Origin of the sequence: Diaphorobacter ruginosibacter (assembly GCF_014395975.1) — a bacterium.
Lineage (GTDB): Bacteria > Pseudomonadota > Gammaproteobacteria > Burkholderiales > Burkholderiaceae_C > Diaphorobacter_A > Diaphorobacter_A ruginosibacter.
Genome location: NZ_CP060714.1, coordinates 3,475,319 through 3,494,664, shown reverse-complemented (window position 1 = coordinate 3,494,664; position 19,346 = coordinate 3,475,319). Strand labels below are relative to the sequence as shown.

Sequence of the window (19,346 nt, the reverse complement as noted above, 5' to 3'; positions counted from 1 at the left end):
AACGGAACGCACATAAAGTGCGCTGCACCGATTCCCCACCCACGCATCGCCGAATTCTTCTTTCGTGGAATGAGGCGCTGGAGCGGGGACGCCGTAATTCCCATCCAGGACCCGTCGAAGTACAAGGAGACAGCCCCGCCATGAGCCCGACCGACACTACAGACACCACAGGCATCACCGGGATGACGGCCACAGGGCTGTCGCAGGCCATTCATGCACGCGAGGTTTCCTGCGTCGAGGTGCTGCAGGCGTATTGGGCACAGGTGGACCGGTTCAATCCGACGGTCAATGCCATCGTCGCGCCGATGCCGCGCGAGGCACTGCTGCTTGAGGCCGCGGAGCGCGATGCGCAGCTCGCACGCGGCAAAAGCCTGGGCGTGCTGCACGGGTTTCCCCAGGCACCCAAGGACATCATGCCCGCGCGCGGCATGGTGACCACCAAGGGCTCGCCGATCTTCAAGGGGCAGGTGACGCAGGCCGATGCGGTGGCCTTCGAGCGCATGCGCGCAGCGGGAGCGCTCTTCATCGGCCGCACCAACTCTCCCGAGTTCGGCCTGGGCGGGCACACCTACAACGAGGTCTATGGCATCACGCGCAACGCGTTCGATCCTTCGCTCTCCGCGGGCGGCAGCAGCGGCGGCGCGGCGGTCAGCGTGGCGCTGCACATGTTGCCGGTGGCCGATGGCTCGGACATGATGGGCTCGCTGCGCACGCCGGCGGCATTCAACCATGTCTTCGGCATGCGCACTTCGGTGGGCTGCATTCCGCACGGGCCTTCGGAGGAGGTGTTCTTCCAGCAATTCAGCGTGGGCGGCCCCATGGCGCGCAACGTGCCCGACCTGGCGCTGCTGCTGTCGGTGCTGAGCGGGCGCGATGCGCGGTTGCCGCTCACCCGCAGCGACGCCGTCGATTTTTCCGGGCCGCTGGCGCGCGACTTCAAGGGCGCCCGGCTGGCGTGGCTCGGCGACCTGGGTGGTCACCTGCCTACCGAACCCGGCCTGCTCGATGCCTGCGAGAAGGCGCTCGTGCATTTCGAATCCCTGGGCTGCAAGGTCGAGCGCGTCGTTCCCGATTTCGATTTCGAAAGCCTGTGGCGTGCGTGGCTGGACCTGCGCAGTTTCCAGTTTGCGGGAACCAACCGCGCGCTGTATCTGGACGAAGAAAAGCGCCGCCTGCTCAAGCCCGAGGCGATCTGGGAAATGGAGCGTGGCCTGGCGCTCAGCGCCATGCAGGTGTATGACGCGGCGCGCGTGCGCTCGGCATGGTATGAGTGCCTGCGCAAGCTCCACCAGCAGTACGAGGCGCTGATCCTGCCGTCGGCGCAGGTCTTTCCGTTCAAGGCGGAACTCGACTGGCCGCACCAGGTGGCCGGTCGGTCGATGGACACCTACCACCGCTGGATGCAGACCGTGATCGGCGCCACCATGGCGGGCCTCCCCGCGCTCTCGGTGCCGGCTGCCGTCGGCGCGGGCCTGCAGATCATCGGGCGCGGCCAGGACGACCTCGGCGTGCTGCAACTGGGCCACGCCTACGACCAGGCGAGCGGGGCGTCGAAGGTGCGCAGCCCGCTGCTGGATGGACGGTGACGACATCCACCCTCATCCCCGAAAACATATCAAGGAGACATCTCGATGGGAATGACACGTCAGCAATTTCTGAAGGGCGTTGCAGCCTCGGCCATCGCGGTACTGGGCGGAATGGCCGGCCCGCATGCCATGGCGCAGTCGGACTATCCGCAGCGGCCGATCAAGCTGATCGTTCCGTTCGCGGCAGGCGGCGCGACCGATATCCTGGGGCGCCTGCTCGCGACGTCCATGGGGGACAAGCTGGGCCAGCCGGTCATCGTGGAGAACAAGCCGGGCGCCGGCACCATGGTGGCAGCGTCGATGGTGGCCAAGTCTGCGCCCGATGGGTACACGCTGCTGCTGGGCTCCAACAGCACGCTCACGCTCAATGCGGCGATCCGCCAATCGCTGCCGTATGACCCTGTCAAGAGCTTCACCATGCTGGGATCGGTGGCGAACATGGGGCTGGTGGTGGTGGCCAGCCCGCAGGCAAAGATCAACAATCTGGCCGAGCTGGTGGCACAGGGCAAATCCCGGGAAAGCGGCTTGAGCTATGCCTCTTTTGGCTCGGGATCCTCTGCCCACTTCGGTGCCGAGCTGCTGCAGTCCACGCTGGGCACGCACATGACCCATGTGCCGTTCAATGGCAGCTCGCAGAGCCTCACGGCGGTGATGGGTGGGCAGGTGCCCGTGGCCATCGACACGGTGGTGGCATCGTCGCCGCTGCTGCGCTCCGGAAAGCTGAAGGCGATTGCATCGTTGAGCGCGGCACGCCAGCCGCTGCTGCCCGATGTGCCCACGATTGCCGAAAGCGGCTATCCCGGCTTCGAGGCCGAAGCGTGGTACGGCCTGCTGGGGCCTGCGGGACTGCCCCCCGCGATCCAGGCGAAAATAGAGGCCGCGTTGAAAACCACGCTGGCGCAGCCCGATGTTCAGAAGAGACTCAAGGACGTCGGGCTCAACCCGCAGTGGAGCTCCGGCAAGGCGCTGCTCGAGCGCGTGGAGCAGGAGCAGCCGCAGATGCGCGCCGTTGCTGCGCGCGCCAGCATCAGAGCCGACTGAACCCACAAGGAACCCTGTCGTTGAAAGCCGAAGATCTCGAACAACTGCTCACCACTCCCATGCCTTTTGGCAAGCACCAGGGCACGATGATTGCCGACCTGCCGGCCAACTACCTGCATTGGTTCGCGAGGGAGGGATTCCCGCAGGGCCGCATCGGCCAGTTGCTGGAGCTGATGTTCGAGATCGACCACAACGGCCTGCACGAACTGCTCAGGCCATTGCGCAGATAAGTCTCAGGAGGCCTTGCGTCCCCCGTCGGCATGCTTGTGCACGGACGGGCCCGGCGGGTTCGCTGGTGCCTGATGCTCCCGGCCATTGAAGTAGCTGGAAAACAGCTGCCTGCCGATGTCATGCGCCACGCGGCGCAGTTTGTAGGTGCTGGCGCTGTCGAAACGGTGCTGGGTGTGCTGTGTCCACAGCTGAATCCAGGCGTTGAAATGGGCCGGCGTCACACCGCGCAATTGCATGTGCCGATGCACGAGATTGCCGCGAAAGCACTTGCTGCCCAGCATGACCGTGCACCAGAAATCCACCATGCGTTGCAGGTGCGCGTCCCAGTGCTCCCCGATTTCAGCGCGAAAGACCGGTCCGAGCAGTTCATCCTTCAGCACATCGCCATAGAAGTCGCGGACCAGCCTTGCAATGGCTTCCTGGTTCAGTGCAGATGGAGCGTGAGGAGGCATGGAGTTTGGAGACATGTGCGGCAGGTGGACAGGCACCGGCTGGAGATGTCAGGGTGAGACCGTGCCGGATGCAGGCCCTGAATGTCCCATGGTTGTCGGATATGCGCCTTTGCACACGTCAAGGTTGGTGCAATTCATCACGTCCTCTCTATTGACAGCGCCCGCCAATGGGGATGCGGCATCGCCTTGTGCCATGGTTTGTCAACCAGTGTGAACATCGGCGGCTCCTTGATTTACGAACGGGTGCCTTGCGGCCTGTGTGCCTAATCTCACGGTCACTCCAGGTCGACCACCAGGGGGAGGTGAGGTTCCGGCGACCCATCGAGGCATGTGGAGCGAGTGGGGCGCATGTCGACGCAAGACGCGGTGCTGTGCCCATCGGCAAGCTTCGAGACGTCGGGTTCGCTGGAAAATCGAGGGGCGGCACCCATGGAGCATGTGCCCAGGGTGCCACAGTGAGAGAGGCGAGGCTTTTCGGAAGAAAGGCCTCGCCTTCTTTTTTCATCCAATGGCGCCTGCACGAGCGGCGTGCGCTGCTTCCCCGGCAACGACGGCCTGATGAATCACCAGGCCGCGAACACCTCTTCGGCGAGCCCGAGTGCGGTGCTTGCACCCGATCCGCTGGTCACGGTGACGGCCCGCACGGCGTCCTGCGGGGCGTGGACGATGCAGGGCACCTCGCTGGAGGAGGGGTAGGTTCCCACCCAGCGTTCGGTCACGGTGGCCTCCCGCAGGTCCAGGGCCTCACGCAGGTGGCGCAGGATGAGTTCATCGACCTGGCCGCTGGCGAATGGCTCCACGCTGGCGCCGTAGTGGTGCGAGTCGCCGACGACCAGCGACCCGTCGGCGCTCTGCACGGCGATCAGGTGGATGCCGTGGGCCAGTGATGCGGATTCCTCACGTTCGAGCTGCGCGCGCAGTGCCGCGGCGCTGGGTAGTGCCGAGTAGCCCTCGTAGCGCACGAGGCTGAGATCGCCCATCACCGATCCCTGCAATTGGAATCCGGCCTGCGGCTTCACGCGCAGCATCTGCAGCTGGCATTGGCGCACGTTGTGCTGCGACCAGACCGGCGCGAAAAGGTCTCCAGGCGCGGCGTTGGTGCATACCGCGACGCGTTCACCATGGTAGTGGCCGCCGGTCGTGCGCACGCGGGGGGCGTCGATCTCGACCACGGCCTCGCCGTAGCGGAAGTCCACGCCCTTGTGCTCGCGCAGCCAGGCTGCCAGGCGCGGAATGGCGCTGCGCGACTCCACACGCAGCTCGTGCGGGCTGTAGAGGACGGATTGCAGGCCGTCGGTCAGCAGGGCGGGGTGCTGCGTCTTGGCTTCGTCCGGCGCGAGCAGTTCGCATCCCTGTGCCATGTCGGTCTGCATGAAGGCCTCGAGCACGGCGTGTGCCGCAGGGCGGCGGGCGGTGAGCCAGAGGCCCCTGTGCACCACCTCAATTCCCGCCTGCGGCGCGATGCTGGCCCAGATGTCGCGCGAGCGCATGGCGCGGCGATGGTGGTCACCCGCGCGCTGCCCGGTGACCGTGACGAAGCCGAAATTGCGGATCGACGCGCCGATGCAGGCCGCATCGCGTTCGATCACCAGCACCTTCAGGCCGCGCAGGGCGGCGGTATAGGCATGGGCCAGGCCGACGATGCCTGCCCCGACCACGATCACGTCGTAGTTCTTCATTGGGTCAATCCAGAAAAGACAAGGAGAAAAAAGGAAAGTGAAGGAGGGGACCGCTCAGCGATGGCGCCAGTGCTGGGTGCGCCTGTGCAGCCAGGCGTCGAGCGCGCCGATCAGGAGGCGCCCCAGTGCCGCCGTCACGAAGATCATCGTGGCCATGGCGGCGGCGGGGGCGATGTCGCCCGCATCGTCCATGGACAGCACGGCCACCGATGCCAGCGTGGTCTCGGGCGAGTAGAGGAACACGACGGCCGACACCGTGGTCATGGCATTCACGAAGAAGTAGCCGGCCACCTGCGCCACCACCGGCAGGCAGACGGGCAGGTGCACGCGCCACAGCAGGGTCCAGAACGGCACGCCCATCGAGTCGGCGACACGTTCGTATTCGCTGTCGAGTTGCTGCAGCGCGGTGAGCTGCGTGATGTGCGCCACGGAGAAGAAATGGGCCACGCTGCACAGCACCAGGATCGACAGGCTGCCGTAGAGAAAATGCAATGGGTTGGTGGTGGAGTTGAAGAACAGGATGTAGCCCAGTCCCAGCGCCAGACCCGGCACGGCCATGGGGATCGTCGCGATCGCGTGCAGCCACTGGCGTGTGCGTGCGAAGCCGGTCGGCTTGGCGACCAGGTAGGCGGTGAGGAAGCTCAGCGAGGCGCCGATCACGGCCGTCGATGCCGCCATCAGCAGCGAGTTGCCGTAGCTTGCCCAGCCGCCGCCGTCCATCATGTCGAACTGGTAGTTCTTCAGGCTCAGCTTCAGGTTGTAGGGCCAGTAGCTCACGAGCGATGCGAACACGGCCGTGAACAGCACCGCCAGCAGCGCGCCGCCGACCACGCAGCAGTACACCAGCAGCGCACGATCGATCGGCGCGTGGGGCTGCGGCACCAGGGGGACGGAGCGCACGGCCATGCTGGCCGCCTGGCGCGAGCGCAGATGGCGCTCGGCCGCGAACGCAAGGCCCGCGGGCACGAGCAGCAGCATGGCGACCACCGCGCCCATCGACAGGTTCTGCTGGCCGATCACCTGCTTGTAGATATCCGTGGCCAGCATCTGGGTGTTGCCGCCGATCACCTTGGGCACGCTGAAATCGGTCACCACCAGCACGAACACGACGATCCACGAGATCATCAGGCCGTAGCGGCTGCCCGGCAGCGTGACCTGGCAGAAGCTGCGCCAGCGCCCGGCGCCCAGCGTTGCTGCCGCCTCGTACAGCCGTGCGTCGCCTGAGGCCAGCGTGGTGCACAGGATCATCAGCGCATGCGGGAATGTCCAGAGCACCGATCCGATGATGATGCCGAACGGACCGTAGGCCGTCTGTCCCATCAGCAGGCCCTTGAGCAGGCCCTGGGTGCCGAACAGATAGATCAGGCTGATCGCCATGAGCAGCGACGGCGCCAGCAGCGGCACCAGCGCGATCGCCCGAAAGAGGCGTGCGAGCGGCATGCAGGTACGCATCACGCCGTAGGCATAGACATAGGCCAGCGCCACGCACAGCGTCGCGCTGAAGGCAGAGATCCAGAGGCTGTTGAACAGCGAACGGCCGACACCCGGCGTGCTGGCGTACTGAATGTACTGCGCGAGTCCGCTGAACCGGCCGTCACTCGTCCAGAAGCTGTGGCCGAGCAGCGCGGCGACCGGCATGGCGATTGCGAACAGCAAGAGGGCCAGCATGCCGAAGACCAGCACCGCCAGCCAGATTCGCTCCGCGTTCAGGGCAGGGCGGCTTTGCGGTTCGATGGGGCCCGCGGGCTGGCTGCGTGGCTTCTCGCGCGCCTGTGCAGAGCTGCCGCCGGAGGTGTTGCCGGATGTGCTGCCCGAGGTGCTGCCGGGAAGGGGCAGCGTGGCGGAGGAGGCATTCCATGCGAGGCTCATGCCGCCCTCCGGAGCATGTCTGCCGCGACCAGCGGCTGCAGCGCGGCAGCGGGCAGCTCCATCAGCACCTCGCCCTGCAGCCATTCGGGCAGCTGGGAGTCGTGGCGCAGGGGCCATTGCGCATCGATCTGGCAATCGAGCGAGGGGCTGTAGAGCTTTACCAGGACCATGGGGCCGAGGAAGGATGTCTCCGTCACCCGAGCGCGGAACAGGTTGGTGAGCGCCGTGGGATGCGCGGGATGCAGCACCACGCTCTCGGGCCGCACGCCCACCAGCAGCGGCTCGCCCGGGTTGAAGGCGGGCGCGGCGCACACCACGTCCGCCTCGCCGATGCGTACGTGTGTGTCGTCCAGCGCGGTGGCGGGCAGAAGATTCATGCGGCCCACGAAGCCCGCGGCAAACTGGCTCACGGGTTGCGCGTAGAGTTGTTCGGGCGAGCCCTGCTGCTCGATGCGTCCCCGGTGCATCAGCACGATGCGATCGGCCATCGTGAGTGCCTCCTCCTGGTCATGCGTGACCATGATGCAGGTGATGCCGAGCTGGCGCTGCAGCGCGCGGATTTCGCTGCGCAGCTCGGTGCGCACCTGGGCGTCGAGCGCGGAGAGCGGCTCGTCGAGCAGCAGCAGGCGCGGCTTCGGGGCGAGTGCGCGGGCCAGGGCAATGCGTTGCTGCTGTCCGCCCGAGAGCTGGGCCGGATAGCGCTGGGCCTGGGCGGACAGGCCGACCAGCGCGAGCATTTCCTCTACCCGCTCGCGCGCCTTGGTGGCGCTCTGGCCCTTCAGTCCGAAGGCGATGTTCTGCGCTGCGGTCAGGTTGGGAAACAGCGCGTAGCTTTGGAACACCACGCCGAAGCCGCGCTTGGCCGCAGGCTGCGTGGTGATGTCCGAGTCGTTGAAAAGAATCCGCCCCTGGTCGGCCTGCTCGATGCCGCAGAGAATCCGCAGCAGCGTGGTCTTGCCGCAGCCGGAAGGGCCGAGCAGGCTGACGAATTCGCCCGCCTGCACGTCCAGGTCGATGCCGCGCAGCACCGGATTGTCGTTGTACTGCTTGACGATGTGTTCAATGCGCAGCATGGGGTGTCACCTTCAACTTGAATGGGCAAGGGAGAGCAAGACGCTCTCCCCCAATCGGCGGCCCTGGGAGCCCAGGGCGCAGCCTTTGAATCACTACGGCACTTCAGATCGAACGGCCGCGGAGCAGGCCACGCCAGCAACCACCGCGCAAGGGCCGCCCCGCCGCGCTGGTGGTGTCCCCCTCCCGCGAAGCGAGAGAGGGGGAAGGCGCGAAGCGCCTCAGGGGGTGATTACTTCTTCTCCGCCTTGGCTTCGTAGCGGCGGCTCCACTCGGCCAGGATGCGTTCGCGGTTGGCGGCCGACCAGTTGAAGTCGTTCTTGGCCAGCATCGATTCCAGGTTGGCGGGCACGAAGTCCATCTTCTCCTGGGCCTCGGGCAAGGCCAGGATCGCGAAGTTGGCGGCATAGAGCTTGTTGGCTTCGGGCGTTGCGGACCAGTCGGCCAGCAGCTTGGCGGCCTCCTGCTTCTTGCTGGTCTTCATGATGGCCGTGGCTTCCACGTCCCAGCCGAGGCCTTCCTTGGGGAAGATGATGTCGATGGGCGCGCCGTCCTTCTTGGTCTTGTTGGCCCGGTACTCGAAGCTCAGACCGATCGGGAATTCGCCGGCGCCTGCCTGGCGGCAGGGCTTGGAGCCGCTGTGCGTATACACGCCCATGTTCTGGTGCAGCGCGTCCATGTAGGCCCAGCCCTTGTCCTCGCCCATCATCTGCAGCCATGCGGCCACCATCAGGTAGCCCGTGCCGCTCGATGCGGGGTGGGGCATGGTGATCATGCCCTTGTACTCGGGCTTGGTCAGGTCGGCCCAGCTCGCGGGCGCGGCCACCTTGCGCTTGTCGCCCTCGACCGTGTTGAAGCACATGGCGGAAGACCACAGATCCATGCCCACCCAGGTGGGTGTGGCGTTGGGATCACGCATGGTCGAGCGCACCTTCGCGAGGTTCTTGGGTGCATAGGGAGCCAGCATGCCCTGCTTGTCCAGCAGCATCAGCGAGGTGGCGGCCACGCCCCAGATCACGTCGGCCTGCGGGTTGGCCTTTTCCGCGAGAAGGCGCGCGGTGATGATGCCGGTGCTGTCGCGCACGAACTTGAGCTCGATGTCAGGGTGGGCCTTCTCGAAGCCGCTCTTGTAGGCCTTGATCTGGTCTGCTTCGAGTGCCGAGTAGACCAGCAGCTCGGTTTTGGCCGCATGTGCCAGGGAGGCGGCGCCCAGCAGCGAGACGGCTGCGGCTGCTGCGATGGTGGCACGGCGAGACCAGGAGGCAAGAGAGTTGCGCATGACAGGTTGGATTTCGGAGGTTGGTTGATACGTCGCCCCCAGGGAGCGAATGTGGAGTGCGATCGAATGTAGGCAACGGATGTGAAATGTCTGTGTCACGCAACCGAAATTTTCGAAAGCCCGTATTGGCGAATTTGTGTCGCCCGCCTGTGGTGAAATGCGCGAGGCTCCGAGATCCGCGTCGATTCACATGTTTGTCACACAACTGAAATCCTTCTTCATGGTCGCAAGGCTGGGCAGCATCACGCTGGCCGCCAAGCATCTGGGGCTGAGCCAGCCCACGGTGACCACGCAGATCCGTGCCCTGGAGGAGCACTACGGCATCGAGCTGTTTCGCAGGCAGGGCGGGCGGCTGGTGGTGAGCGATGACGGCGTGCGGCTGCTGCCCATGGTCGATGCATTGCTGCAGCAGCAGAACCATGTGGAGTTCGCGCTGCGCAATGCGGGCGACGAGGATCAGGGGCAACTGCGCATCGGAGCCGCCGCGCCGTATTACATCCTCGACATCGTCAAGCGCTTCCAGCAGAAATATCCGCGCGTGGATGTCGTGATCGGTGCAGGCAATTCCCGCCAGACGGGCGAGGCGTTGCGTGAGTTCCGCGTCGATCTGGCCACCTCGTCGCACAGGGAGGACGACGCCCGCCTGCTGCGCGTGCTGCTGGGGGCCGATCCGCTGACGCTGGTGGTGCATCGCACGCATGCGCTGGCGCGCTACCAGTCCGTGCGTGTGAAGCAACTGGCCGGCTGCGACCTGATCACGCGCGAGCACGGCTCGATGACGCGCGAGAAAATGGAAGAGATGCTGGCCGCGGCGGAGGTCACCCCGCAGCGCACCATGGAGATCGCCAGCCGCGAGGCCGTGCGCGAGGCCATCATCCGCAACATGGGCGTGAGCGTGTTTGCCGAGCACGAGGCCTCGGCCCATCCCGAGCTGGTGGTGCTCCGATTCGACGATGAGGTGCCGCGCATCGACGAGTATCTCTACTGCCTGAAGGAGCGGCGCGAGGCACGGTTGATCGCGGCGTTTCTGGCCGAGTGCACGCCGCTGCCGGGGGGCTGATCAGCGCGGGGGGGCTTCCTCAGCAGGCCGAGCGACGCGGCACGTCGAGCGCCGTCACACGGCCTCCAGCCAGCGCTTGGCCGCGGCCATCACGCACTGGGTCAGCCGCTCCAGCGAGGCCTGCGCCGACCTGGGGTGCGCCCAGTACATGGGCACGTCGAGCGGCTTGCGCGGGAGCAGTTCCACCAGCGTGCCCTGGGCCAGTTGCTGCTCGATCAGCACCGTGGGATGCATGCCCCACCCCATGCCGACCTCGCAGGCCCGCACGTAGCCATAGTTCGATGGAATGAAGTGCCGTGGCGGCGCCGAGCGGGGGGCCGCCAACTGGTACTGGTGCATCCAGCGGTCCTGCAGCTTGTCGTTGCGGTCATAGGTCATGATGGGCGCGAGCGCCAGCGTTGCCGGCGTCACGCCGCCCTCGAAGTACTGCTCGACGAAGCGCGGGCTGGCCGCCGCGACATAGCGCATCGTGCCCAGCGGCCAGGTGTTGCAGCCGGTGATGGTGGTGCCGGTCGCGGTCACCGCGCCGATCACCTCGCCTTCCTTCAGTCGCTGTGCCGTGTGGTCCTGGTCGTCGATGCGCAGGTCCAGCAGCTCGTTGCCCGCCGAGGTGAATTCGGCCATCGCGTCCATGAACCAGGTGGAGAGCGAATCGGCATTCACCGCCAGCTTGAGCGTGGGAATGGGCGCATCGGTCATCAGGTCCGGATTGCTGCGGCGCAGCTCGTTTTCCAGCAGGGCCACCTGCTCGGCATGCAGGCACAGCCGCTTGCCGGCATCGGTGCCCGTGCAGGGCGTGCCGCGCAGGATCAGTACCTGGCCGACGCGTTCCTCCAGCTGCTTGACGCGTTGCGACACGGCCGATGAGGTGACGTGCAGCCTGCGCGCCGCGCGCTCGAAGCTGCCCTCGCGCACCACGGCAGCCAGGGCTTCCAGTCCAGGGTAGTCGAGCATTTAGCATTCCTTAATATGCTTTAGACATTTTAAGTTTACTTAAATTCTGGCGACGCGGAAAATCGAGGCCATGTTCTCTACCGCAGCATCCTCTTCGTGGCTCGCAGGCTTCACCGTCTGTCTCTCTCTCATCGTCTCGATCGGCGCACAGAATCTCTATGTGCTCCGGCAGGCGGTGCAGGGCGAGCACGTGCGTGCGTGCGTGGCCTGGTGCGTGCTGAGCGATGCCATCCTGGTGGCGGTCGGCGTGGCCGGCATGGCGAAGATCCTGGGCGCATCGCCGACGCTTGCGCACTACCTCACGCTCGGCGGCGCACTGTTCCTGCTGGCCTATGGCCTGTTTGCGTGGCACCGCGCATTCTTCGCGGCAGACCAGAAGCTCGACGCCTCGGGCACCAAGGCCGAGCGCAGCCTGCTCACCGTGCTGAGCGCCCTGGCGGTGATCACCCTGGCCAATCCGCATGTGTACCTCGACACGGTGGTGCTGATCGGCTCCATCGGCGCGCAGCAGGACGGCATGGCCAAATGGTTCTTCGTGGTGGGTGCGGCAAGCGCCAGCCTGACCTGGTTCGTGGTGCTGGCATTTGCAGGCCGCAAGCTGCAGGGTGTGTTCGCCAATCCGCGCGCATGGCGCGTTCTGGACACCCTCACCGGCGCGATGATGTTCGTGCTGGCCTGGTGGGTCTACCAGGGACTGCAGGGCGCATGAACCGCTGCGGGGGGGGGGGCTCCAGGCTGTAGCCCCTTGTCTGCCAGTCGTCTGCCAGTCGTCTGCTGGTTGTCTTCCGGATGGCGGCCTCAGCCGAGCCAGAACTGCAGCCCCATGAACGCGGCCACGCCGGCAAGCACCGTCACGAACAGGCTGCGGGAGATGAGCCCGCAGACCGTGGCCACGGCGGCGGCGAGTGCGGAGATGCTGAGTCCCGAACTGCTCCATTCGGGCTTGAGGATCAACTCGGCAGCGACCATGGCCGCCATGATGGACGCGGGGATGAAGCCCAGCCAGCTGCGCGCGGTGGCGCCCAGGCGCATGCGCGACATCAGCAGGATGGGCAGCACGCGCAGCAGCAGGGTGACGAGTGCGCTGACCAGCAGCGCGACATAGCCTGAGGTACTCATGGCCGTGGGCCTCCCCGGGATTCCCGTTGCCTGTTGAGCACCACCGTGGCGACCGTGGCAGCGCTCACCGTGGCAAGCAGGATCACCAGATTGGCTTCGAGCCGCTTCACGAACACGGCCACTACCAGCACGGAGATGGCGACCGCCAGCAACTCCAGCATGCGCTGGCGGCTGGCAAGCCACGTCATCAGGAGCAGGGCGATGAACATCGACACCAGGCTGAAGCCGAGCCCGTGCACCAGCGATTCGGGCAGCGCGGCGGCGAGCAGCGCGCCCATGAGATTGGCCACAATCCAGTTCAGCCATGCCGTGACATTCAGCCCGAGCAGCCAGGCAAACGGGAGATCCCCGTGCCGGTTGCCATACTGCACCGCGACGGCAAAGGTCTCATCGGTGAGCAGGGCGCCGCCGATGAGCTTCTGCATGGCTGTGGAGCGCTGGAAATACATCGCCATGTACGAACTCATCAGGATGTGGCGCAGGTTGATCAGCAGCACGCCGGCCACGATCGACAGCGCGCCTGCGCCGGCCGCGTACAGCGAATAGAACAGGAATTGCGCCGAGCCGGCATAGAGCAGCCCCGAAAGCAGGACGATCTCCAGCGGCGAGAACCCCGATACGGTGCCGATGGCGCCGCAAGCAAAGCCGATGCTCCAGTAGCCGAGGATGGTCGGCAGGCAGGCGATCACGCCTGCCTTGAAGAGCGCGCCCGCCCCATCCTCCCGGCCCGGCACCGTCGGCTGGGAAGATGGATCGGTGTTGGAGATGGAGTTCTGCTCCTGGGGTGTCACTGCTGGGTCCACAAAAACGGTTTCAAAACGGCTCTGGTTCTTCTTCACGGAATGCCGGAATCCACGAGGGCTTGCGTGCGGGTGGCCTCCGGCGTGCTTCCATGCGGCTTCGATCGGCCATTCGTGCGCAGGCGCCGATACAGGGCTTGATCCTTCGTTGCACCTCCTTGCCTACCGCAAGGTATGTCTGCGTCGGCGACGCCTCGTCTCAAGCCCTGTCTCGGCGTTGTGGCTGACGGTTCGATCGCCTTGGCCACTTCGTTGGCCCGCTGCTCGATGCATCGCAATCCACGTCCCTCAACTTGTGAAGAAAAAAATCAAATCCGCCCTTGAACAAAAAACAAAAGCGCTGTCGAAACAGCGCTTTTTCAGGCGTAGCCGCGAAAGCGGGGATTATCCGTGGATGGTGATCCCCATGCTGGCCGCTCAGAATGCCGGGACGACGGCGCCCTTGTACTTTTCCTGGATGAACTTCTTCACCTCGGCGGAGTGCAGGGCCTTCATCAGCTTGGCGATGATCGGATCGTTGGCGCGGTCGGCGCGGGCTGCAACGATGTTCGTGTAGGGCGAGTCCGCGCCTTCGATGAACAGAGCGTCCTTGGTCGGGTTCAGCTTGGCTTCGATGGCGTAGTTGGTGTTGATCAGGGCCACGTCGACGTCACCCAGCGCGCGAGGCAGCAGGGGGGCTTCGAGTTCCTTGAACTTCAGCTTCTTGGGGTTCTTCACCACGTCGAGCGGAGTGGGTGTGAGGCTCTTGGCGTCCTTAAGCTCGATCAGGCCCTGCTTGGCCAGCAGGATCAGCGCGCGGCCGCCGTTCGATGGATCGTTGGGGATGGCGATCGTCGCACCGTCCTTCAGGTCCTTGATGTTCTTGATCTTGCTGGAGTAGGCACCGAAGGGCTCCACGTGCACCTTGCCGTTGGGCACTTCGACCAGCGAGGACTTGCGGTCCTTGTTGTAGCTGTCGAGGTAGGGCTTGTGCTGGAAGAAATTGGCGTCGAGCTGCTTGTCTTCCACTGCGGCGTTGGGCTGCACGTAGTCGCTGAACTCCTTGACTTCCAGATCCACGCCGTCGGCCTTGAGCTGGGGCTTCACGAAGTTCAGGATTTCAGCGTGCGGCACGGAGGTGGCGGCAACCTTGAGAACGTCGGCTGCCTGTGCACCGAAAGCGAGGGCGGCCAGGGCCAGGGCGGTCAGAGATTTCTTCAACATGTCCAGATGATCCTCAAAAAAGGTGTCTTTATGTGGTGGTCGTCCGTTCCCCGCCGGCCCGTGGCGGACCGATGCGGGGAACTGCAAACAGAACGCTAGTGTAGTTCTTCGCGTTGACGGGCGCCTCGTTTTTAAATTCATATCCATATATTGAATGGATATTTAATAACCAACGAATCGATGCCGCCTGCATCAGAACGGCGCTGATACGCTTCAGCGAACCACTTCCAGCAGGCGGTCGAGGCCGCCCTGGTTGATGGCGACCTTGGCCTGCGCGCGTACGGTGGGCTTGGCATGGAAGGCCACGGAAATGCCGGCCTCGCCCATCATCGGCAGGTCGTTGGCGCCGTCGCCCACGGCGATGGTCTCGCTCGGATCGATCCCCATGAGCGAGGCCATCTCGAGCAGCGTGCGGCGCTTTTCCGCACCGTCGCAGATGTCACCCCAGGGCTGGTCTACCATGCGGCCGGTGAGCACGCCGTTCTCGACCTCGAGCACGTTGGAGCGCGCGAAGTCGATGCCGAGGTGCTTTTTCACGCGGTCGGAGAAATAGGTGAAACCGCCCGAGACCAGCAGCGTCTTGAGTCCGGCGGCCTTGGCCGCGTCGATCAACTCCTTCGCGCCGGGGTTGAACTGCAGTCGCTCGGTGAACACGCGGTCCAGGTCTTCGGTCGTCACGCCCTGGAGCAGGGCCACGCGCTGGCGCAGGCTTTCCTTGTAGTCGGCGATGACACCCTGCATGGCGGCCTCGGTGATGGCCGCCACCTCGGCCTTGCGGCCCACGGCGTCTGCAATCTCGTCCACGCATTCGATGTTGATGAGCGTGGAGTCCATGTCGAACGCGATCAGCTTGTAGTCAGCGAGCTTGAGCGGAGCCGTCACGCCGCGCAGGACGAGGCCGGGAGCAAATTCTGTGGCTTGGGGCATTTCTTCTTACCGATGCGCAATGCAGATGAAAAGCCGTAATGGTAGTGCGAACGGCGCGTGCGGGGAAAGAGAACAGGGGGTGCCCACGGGGGCGGCCCCTCGGCAAGGGCCGCCCCCTGTGGTGGATCGGGGTGATGCGGAGCGCTTACTTGCGCGGTGCCTTGGGCCCATCTGATGCACGGGACGCCTCGGGCACCTGGGGCGGCTTGCGCGTGAACAGCCAGGTGAAGAAGCCTCCCATGCATACGATGAAACCCAGGCCGATGATGGACATCAGACCGTAGTCGGTCGAAAAAAGATCGCTCAGTGCTTTCATGGCAATTTCCTTCTGTCTTTCGCAGGAGCGCGTGGACGTTCGCTTTGCGCGGAGATCGTCTGCACGCTGTGGGTCGTCGATGGGACAAAGGAACTATGGCCAAGTAGAAGTTATTGTGAGTTGTGGTGCGTCAAAAGAAGAAGTAATGAGCGGATGAGCGAATAAGCGGATGGGCCGGCCCAGGTCAGGCGGCGGCCGTGGTGGGCTTGCCCAGGCTGCGCAGGATGTCGCGCACCATGTGGGCGCGGTCCTTGGGATCGGGCAGCTCGCGCTCGATGCGCAGCTTGTCGTTGCCTGCCAGCTTGATGTGCTTGTTCTTCTGCACGAGCTGGATGATGTTCATCGGATCGATCGGCGGATGGGGCTTGAAGGTGATGTTGATGACGCCCGGCGCGGCATCCACCTTCACCACGCCATAGGGCTGGCTCATCACGCGCAGGCGATGCACGTCGATGAGTGTCTGCGTCTGCGCGGGCAGCTTGCCGAAGCGGTCGACGATCTCCTCGAGCAGCGAGTCGATCTGGTCGGTGGTGCGCGCGGTCGCGAGCTTCTTGTAGAACGACAGGCGCAGGTGCACGTCGCCGCAATAGTCGTCTGGCAGCAGGGCCGGCGAGTGCAGGTTGATGTCGGTGGTGACGGACAGCGGCGAGAGCAGATCGGGCTCCTTGCCCGCCTTGAGCGACGCCACGGCCTCGGACAGCATCTCGTTGTAGAGCTGAAAGCCGATCTCCATCATGTTGCCGCTCTGGTTCTCGCCAAGCACCTCGCCGGCGCCCCGGATCTCCAGGTCGTGCATTGCCAGATAGAAGCCCGAGCCGAGCTCCTCCATCTGCTGGATCGCATCGAGCCGCTGCGCCGCCTGCTTGGTCAGGCCGTCGATGTCCGGCACCATCAGGTAGGCATAGGCCTGATGGTGCGACCGGCCCACGCGGCCGCGCAGCTGGTGCAGCTGCGCAAGGCCGAACTTGTCCGCGCGGCTGATCAGGATGGTGTTGGCGGTCGGCACGTCGATGCCGGTCTCGATGATGGTCGAGCACAGCAGGATGTTGTAGCGCTGTGCGACGAAGTCGCGCATCACCTTCTCCAGTTCGCGCTCCGGCATCTGGCCGTGCGCGACGGCGATGCGCGCCTCGGGCAGGATCTCCTCGAGCCGCTGCTTGCGGTTCTCGATGGTCTCGACCTCGTTGTGCAGGAAGTAGCACTGGCCGCCGCGCTTGAGCTCGCGCAGTACCGCCTCGCGGATCACGCCCGTGCCTTCGTTGCGCACGAAGGTCTTGATGGCCAGGCGCCGCTGCGGCGCGGTCGCGATCACCGACAGGTCGCGCAGGCCCTCGAGCGCCATGCCCATGGTGCGCGGGATCGGCGTGGCCGTGAGCGTGAGCACGTCCACCTCGGCGCGCATGGCCTTCATCGCCTCCTTGTGGCGTACGCCGAAGCGATGTTCCTCGTCGATGATCAGCAGACCCAGGTTCTTGAATCGGGTGGATTCCGACAGCAGCTTGTGCGTGCCAACGACGATGTCGACCGTGCCTTCGCCAATGCCCTTGATCGCCGCAGTGATCTCCTTGCCGGATCGGAAGCGCGAGACCTCGGCCACCTTGATCGGCCACTTGGAGAAGCGGTCCACCAGCGTCTGGAAATGCTGCTCGGCCAGCAGCGTGGTCGGCGCGAGGAGTGCCACCTGCTTGCCGCCCATGGCAGCGACGAACGCCGCACGCAGCGCCACTTCGGTCTTGCCGAAGCCCACGTCGCCGCAGACCAGGCGGTCCATCGGCTGCGGGCTGATCATGTCCTGGATCACGGCATGGATCGCGGCCTTCTGGTCGGCGGTTTCCTCGAAGCCGAAATCATTGGAGAACTGCTCGTAGTCCTGTACGTTGAAGCGGAACGCGTGGCCCTGGCGGGCGGCGCGGCGCGCGTAGATGTTGAGCAGCTCGGCCGCGGAATCGCGCACCTGTTCGGCCGCCTTGCGCTTGGCCTTCTCCCATTGCCCGCTGCCCAGCTTGTGCAGCGGTGCCTCGTCGGCGGAGACGCCGGTGTATCGGCTGATCAGGTGCAACTGGCTCACGGGCACGTAGAGCGCGGCCTTGTCGGCGTATTCCAGGTGCAGGAACTCCTGCATCGCGGGGCTGCCGTCGGGATTCTTCTGCCCGATGTCCATGTTGATCAGGCCCAGGTAGCGGCCGATGCCATGGGCGCTGTGCACCACGGGATCGCCCACCTTCAGCTCGGACAGGTCCTTGATCAGCGCATCGACGTCGCTCACCTGCTCCTGCTTGCGGCGACGGCGCGAGGACGTACCGCCCGCGAACAGCTCGGTCTCGGTGACGAAGTCGATGCCGCCCTGGACCCAGTTGAAGCCGTTGAACAGGTTGGCCGTGGCAATGCCGATCTTTTCCTCGGTCGTCTTCTGGAACTCCTCCAGCGAGTCGAATGCCGGTGGATCGAGTTTCGAGGCGCGCAGGAAATCCAGCAGGCTTTCGCGCCGGCCGTCGCTCTCCGCCAGCAGCAGAACCCGATGCCGGGTGGACAGGATGTGGGCGTGGAGCTTCGCGAGAGGGTCTTCCGCGCCGCGGATGACCGACAGGTCATCGAGCTTCTGGAAGTGCGCGTTGTCCTCCACGTCCTCGACGCCCGGCCGCAGCGCGAGCTGCGAATGGTCCTTGGCGCATGTGTAGAACTGGTCTGCGTTCAGGAACAGGGTCTCGGGTGGCAGCACCGGGCGCTCGGGATCGCCCTGCACCAGGCGGAAGCGCTCGCGGGTGTCCTGCCAGAAGCGCTGGAACGACGATTCGAGGTCGCCATGCAGCACCACGGTTGCGTCGCCCCCGAGGTAGTCGAACACCGTGGCGGTTTCATCGAAGAACAGCGGCAGGTAGTACTCGATGCCGGCCGTCGCGACGCCATTGCCCATGTCCTTGTAGATGCGGCTCTTGGTGGGGTCGCCCTCCAGCAGTTCGCGCCAGCGGTGACGGAACTTGGCGCGCGCCTCGTCGTCCATGGGGAACTCGCGGCCCGGCAGCAGGCGCACCTCGGGAACGGGGTAGAGGCTGCGCTGCGTGTCGGGGTCGAAGGTGCGGATCGAATCGATCTCATCGTCGAACAGGTCGACGCGGTAGGGCACGTGCGAGCCCATGGGGAACAGGTCGATCAGTCCACCGCGCACCGCGTATTCGCCATGGCTCACCACCTGCGAGACATGCGAGTAGCCCGCCAGCGTGAGCTGCGCGCGCAGCCGGGCTTCGTCCAGCTTCTGCCGGGTCTTGAAATGGAAGGTGTAGCCCGCGAGGAAGGAGGGCGGCGCCACGCGGTACAGCGCCGTGGTGGCAGGCACCAGCACGACATCGGCCTCGCCCTGCGAGATGCTCCACAGCGTGGCCAGCCGCTCGCTGATCAGGTCCTGGTGCGGAGAGAAGGTGTCATACGGCAGCGTTTCCCAATCGGGGAAAAGCGCGCAGCGCAACCCGGGCGCGAAGAACGCCATCTCGCCGATGAGGCGCTGCGCGTCGGACGCGTCGGCGGTGACGATCGCCACGATGCGCTTGCCGGCCTTCTCGCGCTCGGCCAGTTGGGCAAGCAGCAGCGCATCCGCCGATCCGGCGGGACGGGGCATGGCAAAGCGTTTTCCGGGCGAGAGTTTGGGCAGGTCCATGATGGCTGATCGGTCTTCAAAAGAGAAAGCGGAGTCGGAGACGGTCAAGAATAGACTCAAAAAACGACAAAACCCCGCGGCGTGGGCAGCGGGGAGATGCATATTCT

The 19,346-nt window shown here is 65.1% G+C and carries 17 protein-coding genes; 5 read left to right on the top strand and 12 right to left on the bottom strand.

Translation table 11 applies throughout. From position 1 onward, the window contains the following. The first annotated feature begins 140 nt into the window (after positions 1-140). The 3 genes from H9K76_RS15870 to H9K76_RS15860 are packed head-to-tail and all read left to right on the top strand — an operon-like array spanning position 141 to position 2,857. A complete protein-coding gene (locus H9K76_RS15870) occupies positions 141-1,586 on the top strand; it encodes an amidase (RefSeq protein ID WP_187596320.1) in 1,446 nt (481 codons plus the stop codon). A gap of 45 nt (positions 1,587-1,631) precedes the next feature. Beyond that, positions 1,632-2,627 (top strand): Bug family tripartite tricarboxylate transporter substrate binding protein, encoded by a 996-nt coding sequence (locus tag H9K76_RS15865; protein ID WP_187596319.1) that lies wholly within the window; start codon positions 1,632-1,634, stop codon positions 2,625-2,627. Between the two features lie 20 nt (positions 2,628-2,647). Next, the gene (locus H9K76_RS15860; protein WP_187596318.1) at positions 2,648-2,857 is read left to right on the top strand and encodes a DUF3820 family protein; all 210 of its coding nucleotides are present in this window, start codon (positions 2,648-2,650) and stop codon (positions 2,855-2,857) included. A 3-nt stretch (positions 2,858-2,860) separates the two neighbouring features. Here the strand turns inward: H9K76_RS15860 and H9K76_RS15855 are convergent, their stop codons facing one another. The 5 genes from H9K76_RS15855 to H9K76_RS15835 form a co-directional block, all read right to left on the bottom strand. Next, entirely contained in the window at positions 2,861-3,310 is a 450-nt protein-coding gene (locus H9K76_RS15855) for a group III truncated hemoglobin (protein ID WP_246475057.1), read from the bottom strand. Between the two features lie 563 nt (positions 3,311-3,873). Next, positions 3,874-4,989, bottom strand: a complete 1,116-nt coding sequence (locus H9K76_RS15850) for a TIGR03364 family FAD-dependent oxidoreductase (RefSeq protein ID WP_187596316.1) — start codon at positions 4,987-4,989, stop codon at positions 3,874-3,876. A 54-nt stretch (positions 4,990-5,043) separates the two neighbouring features. Continuing rightward, positions 5,044-6,858, bottom strand: coding sequence for a putative 2-aminoethylphosphonate ABC transporter permease subunit (locus H9K76_RS15845; protein WP_187596315.1), 1,815 nt, complete (start codon positions 6,856-6,858; stop codon positions 5,044-5,046). Further along, positions 6,855-7,931, bottom strand: a complete 1,077-nt coding sequence (locus tag H9K76_RS15840; protein WP_187596314.1) for an ABC transporter ATP-binding protein — start codon at positions 7,929-7,931, stop codon at positions 6,855-6,857. Before H9K76_RS15840 ends, H9K76_RS15845 begins: the two co-directional genes overlap by 4 nt. Positions 7,932-8,161: 230 nt before the next feature. Continuing rightward, positions 8,162-9,208: a putative 2-aminoethylphosphonate ABC transporter substrate-binding protein gene (locus tag H9K76_RS15835; RefSeq protein WP_187596313.1), complete on the bottom strand. Its 1,047-nt coding sequence runs from the start codon at positions 9,206-9,208 to the stop codon at positions 8,162-8,164. A gap of 190 nt (positions 9,209-9,398) precedes the next feature. Here H9K76_RS15835 and H9K76_RS15830 point away from each other — a divergent pair, with 190 nt between their 5' ends. Beyond that, positions 9,399-10,268 carry a LysR substrate-binding domain-containing protein gene (locus H9K76_RS15830; RefSeq protein ID WP_187596312.1) on the top strand — a complete coding sequence of 290 codons (870 nt, stop codon included), beginning with the start codon at positions 9,399-9,401 and terminating at the stop codon, positions 10,266-10,268. Between the two features lie 54 nt (positions 10,269-10,322). Here H9K76_RS15830 and H9K76_RS15825 read toward each other — a convergent pair whose 3' ends face one another. Further along, positions 10,323-11,222 carry an HTH-type transcriptional regulator ArgP gene (locus H9K76_RS15825; RefSeq protein WP_187596311.1) on the bottom strand — a complete coding sequence of 300 codons (900 nt, stop codon included), beginning with the start codon at positions 11,220-11,222 and terminating at the stop codon, positions 10,323-10,325. 70 nt (positions 11,223-11,292) lie between these two features. Here H9K76_RS15825 and H9K76_RS15820 point away from each other — a divergent pair, with 70 nt between their 5' ends. Further along, positions 11,293-11,931 (top strand): LysE/ArgO family amino acid transporter, encoded by a 639-nt coding sequence (locus H9K76_RS15820; protein ID WP_187596310.1) that lies wholly within the window; start codon positions 11,293-11,295, stop codon positions 11,929-11,931. An 89-nt stretch (positions 11,932-12,020) separates the two neighbouring features. Here H9K76_RS15820 and H9K76_RS15815 read toward each other — a convergent pair whose 3' ends face one another. The 6 genes from H9K76_RS15815 to mfd form a co-directional block, all read right to left on the bottom strand. After that, entirely contained in the window at positions 12,021-12,341 is a 321-nt protein-coding gene (locus H9K76_RS15815; RefSeq protein WP_187596309.1) for an AzlD domain-containing protein, read from the bottom strand. After that, the gene (locus tag H9K76_RS15810) at positions 12,338-13,180 is read right to left on the bottom strand and encodes an AzlC family ABC transporter permease (protein WP_223196251.1); all 843 of its coding nucleotides are present in this window, start codon (positions 13,178-13,180) and stop codon (positions 12,338-12,340) included. The genes H9K76_RS15815 and H9K76_RS15810 overlap by 4 nt, the downstream gene beginning before the upstream one ends. Positions 13,181-13,558: 378 nt before the next feature. After that, positions 13,559-14,344 (bottom strand): MetQ/NlpA family ABC transporter substrate-binding protein, encoded by a 786-nt coding sequence (locus H9K76_RS15805; RefSeq protein ID WP_187596308.1) that lies wholly within the window; start codon positions 14,342-14,344, stop codon positions 13,559-13,561. Between the two features lie 213 nt (positions 14,345-14,557). Then, positions 14,558-15,271: a phosphoserine phosphatase SerB gene (gene serB / locus H9K76_RS15800; protein ID WP_187596307.1), complete on the bottom strand. Its 714-nt coding sequence runs from the start codon at positions 15,269-15,271 to the stop codon at positions 14,558-14,560. A 145-nt stretch (positions 15,272-15,416) separates the two neighbouring features. After that, entirely contained in the window at positions 15,417-15,587 is a 171-nt protein-coding gene (locus tag H9K76_RS15795) for a DUF3149 domain-containing protein (protein ID WP_187596306.1), read from the bottom strand. A 184-nt stretch (positions 15,588-15,771) separates the two neighbouring features. Further along, positions 15,772-19,239 (bottom strand): transcription-repair coupling factor, encoded by a 3,468-nt coding sequence (gene mfd / locus H9K76_RS15790; protein WP_187596305.1) that lies wholly within the window; start codon positions 19,237-19,239, stop codon positions 15,772-15,774. Between the last annotated feature and the right edge of the window lie 107 nt (positions 19,240-19,346).